We start from the raw sequence: 12080 nt of genomic DNA, 5'->3' as shown, positions 1-12080 counted from the left end.
GAAGGAGGGGGGTGCGATGACATCCATCGTACTTATCTTTGGAATGACACGCATGGGCCGGTGACGGCAGCCATACCGGTTCCCATGCGCCCCCGACCCTTTCGGGGGCTTTTTTATGGCCGACGATGATACGGAGTTTCCGATGACACGGATGAGCGGTGCGAAAATGGTGGTGCAGGCCCTGAAGGATCAGGGTGTGGAGGTCGTCTTCGGCTATCCCGGCGGCGCCGTGCTGCCGATCTATGACGAGATCTTCCAGCAGAACGACATCCGCCACATCCTTGTCCGGCACGAACAGGGCGCCGTCCACATGGCCGAAGGCTATGCCCGTTCGACAGGCAAGCCGGGCGTGGTGCTGGTGACCTCCGGCCCCGGCGCGACCAATGCCGTGACCGGCCTGACGGACGCGCTGCTGGATTCGATCCCGCTGGTCGTGCTGTCGGGCCAGGTGCCCACCTTCCTGATCGGCACCGACGGCTTCCAGGAGGCCGACACCGTGGGCATCACCCGCCCCTGCACCAAGCACAACTGGCTGGTGAAGGACACGGAAAAGCTGGCCGCCACCATCCACGAAGGATTCCACGTCGCCACCAAGGGCCGTCCGGGCCCCGTGCTGATCGACATCCCGAAGGATATCCAGTTCGCGGAAGGCACCTACGTGGCCCCCGACGCGATCCGCGTGCCGCATTACCAGCCCCGCACCGCCCCCGACATGGACGCCGTCACCCGCATGGTGGAGATGATCGAGACGGCCGAACGGCCCGTCCTGTACACCGGCGGCGGCGTCATCAACTCCGGGCCCGAAGCGTCCCGCCTGCTGCGCGAGTTTGCGGACGCCGCGAACATCCCCGTCACCTCCACCCTTATGGGGCTGGGCTGCTATCCGGCCAGCGGCAAGGGCTGGCTCGGCATGCTGGGGATGCATGGGCTGTACGAGGCCAACATGGCCATGCATGGCTGCGACCTGATGCTGAACATCGGCGCGCGCTTCGACGACCGGGTGACGGGCCGTCTGGCCGACTTCTCGCCCCATTCGAAGAAGGTGCACGTGGACATCGACCCGTCCTCGATCAACAAGATCGTGCGGGTGGATCTGGGCATCGTGGGCGACATCACCGAAACGCTGGCCGCCGTGCTGCGCGTCTGGACCGAACGCGGCCGCAAGCTGAACACGCCGGCCATCGCGGCCTGGAATGCGCAGGTGCAGGAATGGCGCAACAAGCGCTGCCTGAGCTATCGGCCCTCCACCTCCACCATCAAGCCGCAATACGCGCTGGAACGGCTGGAGGCCCTGACCAAGGGCATGGACCGCTACATCACGACCGAGGTGGGCCAGCACCAGATGTGGGCGGCCCAGTTCCTTGGCTTCGAGGCGCCGAACCGCTGGATGACCTCGGGCGGTCTGGGCACCATGGGCTACGGCCTGCCCGCGTCCATCGGCGTGCAGATTGCGCACCCGCAAGCGCTGGTCATCAACGTGGCCGGAGAGGCGTCGTGGCTGATGAACATGCAGGAAATGGGCACGGCCATGCAGTTCCGCGCGCCCGTGAAGCAGTTCATCCTGAACAACGAACGCCTTGGCATGGTCCGCCAATGGCAGGAGTTGATCCATGGCGAGCGTTATTCGCACAGCTGGTCGGAATCCCTGCCCGATTTCGTGAAGCTGGCCGAGGCCTTCGGCTGCAAGGGCATCCAGTGCAAGGACCCCGCCGATCTGGACGACGCGATCCTGGAGATGCTGCGCTATGACGGCCCCGTCATCTTCGACTGCCTGGTGGAAAAGCACGAGAACTGCTTCCCCATGATCCCGTCGGGCAAGGCGCATAACGAGATGCTGATGGGTGAGGCGGAAACGCAGGGCATCATCGAAACCCACGGGGCGGCACTGGTGTAAGGGGATGGCGATGAACAAGAGCGCCTATCACATGCGCGACACGAACGGCGAGATCATCGAGACCCACACGCTGGCCGTGATGGTGGACAACGAAAGCGGCGTCCTCGCCCGCGTCATCGGCCTGTTTTCGGGCCGCGGCTACAACATCGAAAGCCTGACCGTGGCGGAGGTGGACCATGAAGGCCACCGTTCCCGCATCACCGTCGTCACCACCGGCACGGCCATCGTGATCGACCAGATCAAGGCGCAGCTGGGCCGTCTGGTCCCGGTGCACGAGGTGCACGACCTGACGGTCGAAGGCCCGTCCGTGCAGCGCGAACTGGCCCTGTTCAAGGTGTCCGGCAAGGGCGAGGCGCGGATCGAGGCGCTGCGCCTGGCCGAGATCTTCCGCGCCAACGTGGTGGATTCGACCTTGGAAAGTTTCGTGTTCGAGATGACCGGCACGGCCGAGAAGATCGACGCCTTCGCGGACCTGATGCGCCCGCTGGGATTGCGGGAAATCGCGCGGACGGGCGTCGCGGCCCTGTCCCGCGGCGTCTAACCCTTCAGGAGCGCGTCCAGACGGGCGCGCTCCTCGTCCGTCAGATCCTCCACCACCGGACGACGGCGGCGCAGAAAGGCCACAGCCATTCCGCCCCCCGCCAGAAGCAAGAGCGGCCCCGCCGCCCAGAGGATCAGCGTCGTCCCCTTCGCCGGCGGCGACAGCAGCACATATTCCCCGTACCGCCCCGTGATGAAGTCCAGCGCCTCCTGATCGGTGTCCCCGGCCACCAGCCGTTCGCGCACCAGAAGGCGCAGGTCGCGGGCGATGCCGGCGTTGCTGTCGTCGATGTTCTCGTTCCGGCAGACGGGGCAGCGCAGCCCCTGGCTGATCGCGCGGGCCCGCGCCTCCAGGCCCGTGTCGGACAGCATTTCGTCCGGTTGGACGGCGAGCGCCGGTCCGGCCAGCAGCAAGGACAGAAGCAGGGCGCGGATCATTCGGCGGGCACCCCTTTCGGCGCGGTGCGGGCCGCGCCGGCGGCCACGCGGTGGCGGCGGTCGGTCAGGCTGACGATCCCGCCCAGCGCCATGATCAGCGCCCCGCCCCAGATCCAGTTGGCGAAGGGCTTCAGGTAGCCGCGCACGGCATAGCCGCCCCCGTCCTGCGGATCGCCGATCACCAGATAGATGTCGCGCAACAGGCCATGGTCGATGCCCGCTTCGGTCGTGGGCATCCCGGCAATGGGATAAACGCGTTTTTCGGGATGAAGCCGGGTGACCATCTGCCCATCCCGATCCACCCGCATGTCCGCGATGGTGGTGTAGTAGTTGGAGCCCTGCCCCTCCCGCACCCCCTCCAACGTGACGTGATAGGGGCCGAGGTCGTAGCCCTCGCCTTCGCGCAGCACGCGGATATCTTCCGCCTGCCAGGACATGACGGCGCTGATGCCGAAGACGGTGATCGCAAACCCTGCATGGCCCAGCGATTTGCCCCAGTCGGCGCGCGGCAGGCGGCGCAGGCGGCCCATGCGGTCGCCCAAGGGCCCGCGGCCCGTCCGCAGCCACAGGTCCACGATCACGCCCGCGCCGACCCAGACGGCCAGCATGACCCCGATCGGCCCCAGCGCGCTGCGGCCGTTCTGCATCGCCCAGACCAGCGCGCCCAGCGCCAGTGCCAGAACCAGGCCGCCCCGCATCGTCCACATCGCGCGGCGCAACTGCCCGCGCTTCCACGGGATCAGCCCGCCAATGGGCAGCGCTAGCGCGATCAGCACCATGAAGGGGGTGAAGGCCGCGTTGAAGAAGGGCGCGCCAACGGAAAGGGTGCGGCCCCACAGGATTTCCGCGATCAGGGGCCAGATCGTGCCGATGAAGACGACGAAGCAGGACACGGTCAGCAGCAGGTTGTTCAGCACCAGCCCGGACTCCCGGCTGACGGTGGAAAATACGCCCTTTGATTCCATCGCCCCCGCGCGGGCCGCGAACAGCGTCAGCGCCCCACCCATGAACAGGCCCAGGATCAGCAGGATGAACACGCCGCGATCCGGATCGTTGGCAAAAGCGTGGACCGAGGTGATGACTCCCGACCGCACCAAGAACGTCCCGATCAGCGAAAAGCCGAAGGCGAGGATCGCGAGCAGGATCGTCCAGGCCTTCAGCGACTCCCTCTTTTCCACGACGATGGCGGAATGCAGCAGCGCCGCCCCGATCAGCCACGGCATGAAGGACGCGTTCTCCACCGGGTCCCAGAACCAGAAGCCGCCCCAGCCCAGTTCGTAATAGGCCCACCACGACCCCAGCCCGATGCCCACCGTCAGGAACAGCCAGGCGGCCAGCGTCCACGGCCGGACCCAGCGGCCCCAGGCGGCGTCCACCCGCCCCTCGATCAGGGCGGCGACGGCGAAGGCGAAGGGCATGCTCATCCCCACATAGCCGAGGTAGAGGAACGGCGGATGGAACGCCAAGCCCGGGTCTTGCAGCAGCGGGTTCAGGTCCTGCCCGTTCAAGGGCGGCATCGCCACCCGCAGGAAGGGGTTGGAGGTCAGCAGCATGAACAGAAGAAACGCCACCCCGATCATCCCCTGCACCGACAGCACCCGCGCCCGAAGCCGGTCGGGCAGGTTGCCCCCGAACCACGCCACCAGCGCCCCGAACAGCGCCAGGATCAGCGACCACAGCAGAAGCGAGCCTTCGTGGTTCCCCCACACGCCCGAAATCTTGTACAAAAGCGGCTTAAGCGTGTGCGAATTCTCCACCACCAGCTTCAGGGAAAAGTCGGAGGTGACGAACGCGTGCATCAGCGCGGTGAAGGCGAAACCGACCAGCAGAAGCTGGACCTTGGCCGCCGTCCCCGCCACGGCCATCCAGCCCGTCCAGCCCTTCTGCGCGCCGATCAGGGGCAGGACCGATTGCAGCAGCGCCACGCCAAGCGCCAGCACCAGCGCGAAATGCCCAAGTTCGGTGATCATGCGTCGCTCCCTGCTGCGGCGCGCGGACCATAGGGCGATTTCGGCCGGTTTTGAATAGCATCCGGCGCTGGTGACGTTAAGTTCAGTCCAAATCGAAAGGAATCCCATGCCACAGACCTGCATCCTGATCGGCGCCCCCATCGACAGCGGACAGCGGCGCGCGGGCTGCCTGATGGGGCCGGCCGCCTACCGCGTGGCCGGTCTTGATGCGACGCTGACCGCGCTGGGCCACCCGACGCAGGACCATGGCGACGTGGCCCTGCCCGCCCTGCGCGACGCGGTGTCGGACAACCCCGCCGTGCACGCCTTGGCCGAAACCGTGGGCTGGACCGAGGCGCTGTCGGCCACGGTCCAGAACGCCCTGTCCGAAGGCGGCTTCCCCATCGTCATGGGCGGGGATCATTCGCTGGCGCTCGGCTCGGTCGCGGGGGCCGCGGCGCATGCCCATGCGGTGGGGCGCCCGCTGTTCCTGTTGTGGCTGGACGCGCATTCGGACTTCCACACGCCGCGCACCACCACCTCGGGCAACCTGCACGGCACCCCCGTCGCCTATATCGCCGGGCGCGAGGGGTTCGAAGCGTTCCCGCCCTTCCCCGCGCCCCTGCCGCCGCAGAACATCTGCCTGTTCGGCATCCGGTCGGTCGACCCCGAGGAACACGCCGCCCTGCTGGAGCACGAGATCGAGATCAACGACATGCGGGTTCTGGACGAATTCGGCATCGCGGCGCCCCTGCGCGGGTTCCTGGACCGGGTGCGGGCGGCGAACGGGATGCTGCACGTCTCGCTTGATGTCGATTTCCTCGATCCCTCCATCGCGCCGGCGGTCGGGACCACCGTTCCCGGCGGCACCACCTTCCGCGAAGCGCATCTGGTGATGGAGTTGCTGCACGAAAGCGCACTCGTCACCTCGCTGGATCTGGTGGAGCTGAATCCCTTTCTGGACGAACGCGGGCGGACCGCGAAGATGATGGTGGATCTGGTGGGATCGCTGATGGGGCGCAAGGTCTTCGACCGGCCGACCCGCAGCTTCTGAGGGCGCGTCGGCATTGTGCCGACGGACCCCGAAGGGTATAGTCGGCGCAACGGAAAAACCAGAAAGCGCGCAGACGTGACCGATACGCCCGACATTCCAGACACCGCTGACGACACCCCCGACCGCGGCCCGGTTCAGCCGCAGGTCTCCATCAGCGAGGAGATGCGGACGGCCTATCTGGATTACGCGATGAGCGTGATCGTGTCGCGCGCCATTCCGGACCTGCGGGACGGGCTGAAGCCCGTCCATCGCCGCATCCTGCACGCGATGAACGAATCCGGGAACGGCCACGACAAGCCCTACCGCAAGTCGGCCCGTCCGGTGGGCGACACGATGGGGAAATACCACCCCCACGGCGACTCCGCGATCTATGACGCGCTGGTGCGGATGGCGCAGCCCTTCTCCATGAGCCTGAAGCTCTTGGACGGCCAGGGCAACTTCGGGTCCATGGACGGCGACAGCGCGGCCGCCATGCGCTACACCGAAGTGCGGATGGACAAGGCCGCGGCCTTCCTTCTGGCCGACATCGACAAGGACACGGTCGATTTCCAGGACAACTACGACGGCAAGGACCGCGAACCCACGGTCCTGCCCGCGCGCTATCCCAACATGCTGGTCAATGGCGCGGGCGGCATCGCCGTCGGCATGGCCACGAACATCCCGCCCCACAACCTGGGCGAAGTGATCGACGGCACGCTGGCCCTGATCGAGAATCCCGACATGTCGACCGAAGCGCTGATGGAGATCATCCCCGCGCCGGACTTCCCCACGGGCGGGTTGATCCTGGGCCGGTCGGGCGCGCGCAAGGCCTATCTGGAAGGGCGCGGCAGCGTCATCATCCGGTCCAAGACCCGGGTGGAGGAGGTGCGCAAGGACCGCTACGCCATCGTCATCGACGAGATCCCCTATCAGGTGAACAAGTCGGCGATGATCGAGAAGATCGCCGAGATGGTGCGCGAAAAAAAGATCGAAGGCATCTCGGGCGTGGCCGATGAATCGGACCGCATCGGCGTCCGCGTCGTGATCGAGCTGAAGCGCGACGCGACGCCGGACGTGGTGCTGAACCAGCTGTTCCGCTTCACGCCGATGCAGACCTCGTTCGGGTGCAACATGCTGGCGCTGAACGGCGGCCGCCCCGAACAGCTGATGCTGCGCGACTTCCTGACCCACTTCATCACCTTCCGCGAGGAGGTGGTCGCCCGCCGCACCGCGTTCGAGCTGAACAAGGCCCGCGAGCGCAGCCACATCCTGTGCGGTCTGGCCGTGGCCGTGTCCAATGTCGACGAGGTGGTGGCCACGATCCGCGGCTCCTCCGACCCGGCCGAGGCGCGCGAGAAGCTGATGACGCGCCGCTGGCCCGCCGGAGAGATCGCGCCCTACATCCGCCTGATCGACGATCCCAGCCACACGATGAACGACGACGGGACCTACAACCTGTCCGAAGCGCAGGCCCGCGCCATCCTGGAACTTCGCCTGCAGCGCCTGACCGCGATGGGCGTGGCCGAGATCACGGACGAGTTGCAGGAACTGGCCGCGAAGATCCGCGACTACCTGGAGATCCTCGGCTCCCGCGACCGGATCATGGCCATCATCTCGGACGAACTGCGGGAGGTGCGCGAGCTGTTCGCCGTACCCCGCCGGACCGAGATCATGGACTGGTCCGGCGACATGGAGGACGAGGACCTGATCGAGCGCGAGGACATGGTCGTGACCATCACCTCGGGCGGGTACATCAAGCGCACGCCGCTGGCCGAATTCCGCAGCCAGCGCCGCGGCGGCAAGGGCCTGTCGTCCATGGCGACCAAGGAAGACGACGTGGTGACCACGCTGTTCGTGGCCAACACCCACACGCAGCTTCTGTTCTTCACCACCGACGGGATGGTCTACAAGCTGAAGACCTGGCGCCTGCCCTTGGCCAGCCGTCAGGCGCGCGGCAAGGCGATGATCAACATCCTGCCGATCCAGCCCGGCATCTCCATCGCGGCCCTTCTGAAGATCGACGAGCCGGAGGAGGAATGGGACAACCTGCAACTCGTCTTCGCGACCAGCGAAGGCGACGTGCGACGCAACGCGCTGTCCGACTTCACCAACGTCATGCGCAACGGCAAGATCGCGATGAAGCTGCCCGAAGGCGTGACCCTCGTGAACGTCCGGGTCACGAGCGAGCAGGACGACGTGATGCTGTTCACGGCCTCGGGCCGGGCGATCCGCTTCCCGACCACGGATGTGCGCGTCTTCAAGGGCCGCGATTCCACCGGCGTGCGCGGCATCCGTCTGGGTGAGGAGGACCGCGTCGTCTCCATGTCCGTGCTGCGCCACTTCGAGGCCGATCCGCAGGAACGGGCCGCCTATCTGAAGCAGCGCCGCGCCGTGATGGGCAACGTGGACGAAACGGAAACGGACGAGGAGGAAGCCGGCGCCGGCAACCTGACCCCCGAACGCTATGCCGAGATGTCGGCGGCCGAGGATCTGCTGCTGACGATCACGGCGCAGGGGTCGGGCAAGCTGTCCTCCTCCCACGCCTATCCAATCCGAGGCCGTGGCGGCATGGGCGTGCGGGCCATCGACAACGGGATGCGAGGCGGCGCGCTCGTCGCCTCCTTCCCGGTGGAGATGGGCGACCAGATCATGCTGGCCACCTCGACCGGCCAGTCGATCCGCGTGCCGGTGGAAGGCATCAGCTTCCGTTCCCGCTCGGCCGGGGGGGTGCGCGTCTTTAACACCGCCGCGGGCGAGTTCGTGGTGTCCGTCGCCCGCATCGCCGATCAGGGCGAGGACGAGGTGGAGGGGGCCTGAGCCCCTTCCAGGTAGTCCGCGATGTAATGCTTGTTGGCGAGGGTCATGACCACCGCCAGCAAGGGCGTCGCCAACGCGAAGCCCAGAAGGCCGAACAGGTAGCCCAGCATCAGCTGGAACGAGATGGTGAGCGCGGGCGGCAGCGACACCAGTTCCTGCTGCAGGCGCGGGGTGACCAGATAGCTTTCGATAGCCTGCACGATCACGTAAAGGCCCACGATCAGGGCCACGGTGTGCGGCCCCTGCGACAGGCCCAGCAGTACGGCGGGAACCGCCGCCACCACCGGCCCGATGTTCGGCACGAAGGTGGCGATCCCGGCCAGCACCGCCAGGATCAGTGCCAGCGGAATGCCCAGGATGCTGAGGCCGATGAAGGTCAGCACCCCGATCACCGCCATGGACGCGAACTGCGCCGTCAGCCAGGACCGCAGCGCGGATCCCGCATCCAGCAGCATGGCCTGAACGCGGGGCCGCATCTCGGGCGCGATCAGGGCCACGACGCCGCGGCGATAGATCCCCGGAGAGATGGCGCAGTAAATGCCGATGAACGCCACCAGGAACATGTTCCCCAAGATGCCCACGGTGGAGGAGACGGTTGCCAGCGCCCCCATGCCGCTGGGAATCAGGCTTTCCAAATCGATCCGCTGACGGACCTGCTGCATCCATGGATTGTCGTTCACCAACCGCTCCAGACGGTCGATGGCGGTGGGCAGTTGCGACAGAAGCTGCGCGAACTGCTGAAACAGCGCCTGCGAGGCGTTGGTGAAGAACAGCACGATAAGCGCCAGCAACAGCAGCATGAAGACCACGAGCCCCCAGCCGCCGCCGATACCCGTCATCCGCCCGATGCCCGCCCCGCCACCGCGCAGGAATACGGCCACCAGAACCCCTGCGAAGATCAGAAGCGGCACCTGCGGAGCGAAGATCACCACCGCAATTACCGTTGCCGCGATCAGAAGCACCGAAATCCAGCCGCGTCGTGTCATCGTCCCGTCCCTTTTCGATTTGATCGCAGGATAGCGCTTGGCGTCGCGGCCGCCACCTTCCCGAATCCCGCGTGCAGGATTATGAGGGGGGCATGACACAAGAACTCCACATCGTCGGCGGCGGAATGGCCGGATCCGAAGCGGCATGGCAGGCCGCCAACTTGGGCGTGCCCGTCGTCCTGCACGAGATGCGCCCCAAGGTGGAAACCTTCGCCCACCGGACCGGCAGCTTTGCCGAGATGGTCTGCTCCAACTCGTTCCGGTCGGACGATGACGAGCAGAACGCGGTGGGCCTTCTGCATTGGGAAATGCGGGCCGCGAACGGGCTGATCATGCGGATGGCGGGCGAACACCGCCTGCCCGCCGGCGGGGCGCTGGCCGTGGACCGCGATGCCTTTGCGGAATCGGTCAGCGTCGCCTTGCGGTCCCATCCCCTGATCCGCATCGTCGATGCCGAAGTGACGGAACTGCCGACGGAAGGGTCCTGGATCTTCGCGACCGGCCCCCTGACCTCCCCCGCGCTGGCCAGCGCGATCGGCAAGGTGACGGGGGCGGAAAGCCTCGCCTTCTTCGACGCGATCGCGCCCATCGTCTATGCCGACAGCATCGACATGTCCGTGGCCTGGCGCCAATCCCGCTATGACAAGGGCGAGACGGAAGAGGAGCGGACCGCCTACATCAACTGCCCCATGACGAAGGAGCGGTACGAGGCTTTCATCGCCGCCATGCTGGAGGCTGAGAAGGCGGAGTTCCACGAGGGCGAGACCGCCGGCTATTTCGACGGCTGCCTGCCGATCGAGGTGATGGCCGAACGCGGACCCGAAACGCCCCGTTTCGGGCCCATGAAGCCCATCGGCCTGACGAACCCGCATGATCCGGACGTGAAGCCCTATGCCGTGGTGCAGCTGCGCCGCGATAACAAGCTGGGCACGCTGTACAACATCGTCGGCTTCCAGACGAAGATGAAATACGGCGCCCAGACTGAGGTGTTCCGGATGATCCCCGGCCTTCGGGACGCGAAGTTCGCGCGGCTGGGCGGCATCCACCGCAACACGTTCCTGAACTCCCCCACCTTGCTGGACGACCGGATGCGGCTGCGCAAACAGCCGAACCTGCGCTTTGCCGGGCAGGTCACCGGGGTGGAGGGCTATGTCGAAAGCGCCGCAATGGGCCTTCTAGCGGGCCGCATGGCTGCGGCGGAGCTGCTGGGCCGCGACCTTCCGCCCCCGCCCGCCCACACGGCCATGGGCGCGCTGATCACCCATATCACCGGCGGGGCGGAGGCCAAGACCTTCCAGCCGATGAACGTGAACTTCGGCCTGTTCCCCCCCATCGACGCCAAGGGCGGGCGGCGCGGCCGCAAGGACCGCTACAAGGCCTATACCGACCGCGCGAAAGAGGCGTTCACCGCGTGGCTGGACCAGTAACGCGCTTTGCCCCGTCGCCGACGGGGCCGCTGCATCTGGGGCACGCCTTTTCCGCCCTGACGGTGTGGGACCGCGCGAAGAACGGCACCGCCCTGCTGCGGATCGAGGATCTGGACCGTTCCCGCGCGCGCCCCGAATGGGAAGCGCAAATCTTCGACGACCTGCACTGGCTGGGCCTTGACTGGCCCTTGCCCGTGCTGCGCCAGTCGGACCGCCAGCCCGCCTATGACGCGGCGCTGGAGCGTCTGGCCCCCTTCACCTATCCCTGCCGCTGCACCCGGGCCGACATCCGCGCGGCCCTGAACGCCCCTCAGGAAGGCGCATTGGGGCCCGACGGGCTGATCTATCCCGGCACCTGCCGCCACCGGTCGATGGCGGAGGCGGGGCCGGAGGATGCGATCCGGCTGGACATGGCCAAGGCGATGACGGGGGCGTTGTCGTTTCTGGAAACGGGCGTCCATGCGGGGTGCCATGCCGTTTCGGCCGATCACATGATCCGCAAGGTGGGTGACGTGATCCTGTCACGGCGCGGCATGGGCGCGGCCTATCATCTGGCCGTGGTGGTGGACGATGCGTTTCAGGGGGTGACGGAGGCCGTGCGTGGCGTGGACCTGTTCGACGCCACCCCGATCCACGTCCTGCTGGCACGCCTGCTGGACCTGCCGCCCGTCACCTATCACCACCACCGTCTCATCCGCGACGAAAAGGGCCGCCGCTTGGCAAAACGCGACGATGCGCGGGCGCTGGCGACCTTCCGGGCCGAGGGCGCCACCCCGGACGACATCCGTCGGATGGTCGGCCTCTAAGTGTCTGATCGCACGGTTTGATGGTGCGATTCTTTCGTTGGAATGGAAGGATGCCCTATGGGACGTTCGTCACGGCAGCGCCACGACCACGCAGTCTGTCCGAGCAGCGATATAGCGATACCGCGATCGCAGGCGCCGCTCGCGCAGCGGAGCCGGGAGTTGGGGAGTGAGGAGGAGCAGAAAACGATCC

Annotated in this window: 9 protein-coding genes; 6 read left to right on the top strand and 3 right to left on the bottom strand. The window is 66.7% G+C overall.

Going from position 1 to position 12080, the window contains the following annotated elements; genetic code table 11:
* Positions 1-142 precede the first annotated feature (142 nt).
* Entirely contained in the window at positions 143-1894 is a 1752-nt protein-coding gene (locus ACSHZY_RS09410) for an acetolactate synthase 3 large subunit (protein ID WP_435168452.1), read from the top strand.
* 4 nt (positions 1895-1898) lie between these two features.
* A complete protein-coding gene (ilvN, locus tag ACSHZY_RS09405) occupies positions 1899-2435 on the top strand; it encodes an acetolactate synthase small subunit (protein WP_435168449.1) in 537 nt (178 codons plus the stop codon).
* Here ilvN and ACSHZY_RS09400 read toward each other — a convergent pair.
* Together ACSHZY_RS09400 and ACSHZY_RS09395 are read right to left on the bottom strand one after the other, a co-directional pair.
* Entirely contained in the window at positions 2432-2872 is a 441-nt protein-coding gene (locus ACSHZY_RS09400; RefSeq protein WP_435168446.1) for a cytochrome c-type biogenesis protein, read from the bottom strand. The two genes, ilvN and ACSHZY_RS09400, sit on opposite strands and share 4 nt — an antisense overlap.
* A complete protein-coding gene (locus ACSHZY_RS09395) occupies positions 2869-4842 on the bottom strand; it encodes a heme lyase CcmF/NrfE family subunit (protein WP_435168443.1) in 1974 nt (657 codons plus the stop codon). The genes ACSHZY_RS09400 and ACSHZY_RS09395 overlap by 4 nt, the downstream gene beginning before the upstream one ends.
* A gap of 106 nt (positions 4843-4948) precedes the next feature.
* Here ACSHZY_RS09395 and rocF point away from each other — a divergent pair, with 106 nt between their 5' ends.
* Positions 4949-5875: an arginase gene (gene rocF / locus ACSHZY_RS09390; RefSeq protein ID WP_435168440.1), complete on the top strand. Its 927-nt coding sequence runs from the start codon at positions 4949-4951 to the stop codon at positions 5873-5875.
* A 93-nt stretch (positions 5876-5968) separates the two neighbouring features.
* Positions 5969-8671: a DNA gyrase subunit A gene (gene gyrA / locus ACSHZY_RS09385; protein WP_435168786.1), complete on the top strand. Its 2703-nt coding sequence runs from the start codon at positions 5969-5971 to the stop codon at positions 8669-8671.
* Here gyrA and ACSHZY_RS09380 read toward each other — a convergent pair.
* Entirely contained in the window at positions 8641-9657 is a 1017-nt protein-coding gene (locus tag ACSHZY_RS09380; RefSeq protein ID WP_435168437.1) for an AI-2E family transporter, read from the bottom strand. The genes gyrA and ACSHZY_RS09380 overlap by 31 nt on opposite strands.
* Before the next feature lie 92 nt (positions 9658-9749).
* Between ACSHZY_RS09380 and trmFO the strand changes: the two genes are divergently transcribed.
* Entirely contained in the window at positions 9750-11084 is a 1335-nt protein-coding gene (gene trmFO / locus ACSHZY_RS09375; protein ID WP_435168435.1) for a methylenetetrahydrofolate--tRNA-(uracil(54)-C(5))-methyltransferase (FADH(2)-oxidizing) TrmFO, read from the top strand.
* The gene (gluQRS, locus tag ACSHZY_RS09370; RefSeq protein WP_435168433.1) at positions 11069-11890 is read left to right on the top strand and encodes a tRNA glutamyl-Q(34) synthetase GluQRS; all 822 of its coding nucleotides are present in this window, start codon (positions 11069-11071) and stop codon (positions 11888-11890) included. Before trmFO ends, gluQRS begins: the two co-directional genes overlap by 16 nt.
* The last annotated feature ends 190 nt before the right edge of the window (positions 11891-12080 follow it).

The organism is Falsirhodobacter sp. 1013 (assembly GCF_051195255.1).
Taxonomy (GTDB): Bacteria; Pseudomonadota; Alphaproteobacteria; order Rhodobacterales; family Rhodobacteraceae; genus Falsirhodobacter.
This window is presented reverse-complemented; position numbering and strand designations above follow the sequence as displayed.

Bases quoted from the DNA above. Each gene is read 5' to 3' on its own strand.
- rocF (WP_435168440.1), top strand. From the start codon at position 4,949: ATGCCACAGACCTGCATCCTGATCGGCGCCCCCATCGACAGCGGACAG.
- ilvN (WP_435168449.1), top strand. From the start codon at position 1,899: ATGGCGATGAACAAGAGCGCCTATCACATGCGCGACACGAACGGCGAG.
- ACSHZY_RS09410 (WP_435168452.1), top strand. From the start codon at position 143: ATGACACGGATGAGCGGTGCGAAAATGGTGGTGCAGGCCCTGAAGGAT.
- ACSHZY_RS09400 (WP_435168446.1), bottom strand. From the start codon at position 2,872: ATGATCCGCGCCCTGCTTCTGTCCTTGCTGCTGGCCGGACCGGCGCTC.
- ACSHZY_RS09380 (WP_435168437.1), bottom strand. From the start codon at position 9,657: ATGACACGACGCGGCTGGATTTCGGTGCTTCTGATCGCGGCAACGGTA.
- trmFO (WP_435168435.1), top strand. From the start codon at position 9,750: ATGACACAAGAACTCCACATCGTCGGCGGCGGAATGGCCGGATCCGAA.
- ACSHZY_RS09395 (WP_435168443.1), bottom strand. From the start codon at position 4,842: ATGATCACCGAACTTGGGCATTTCGCGCTGGTGCTGGCGCTTGGCGTG.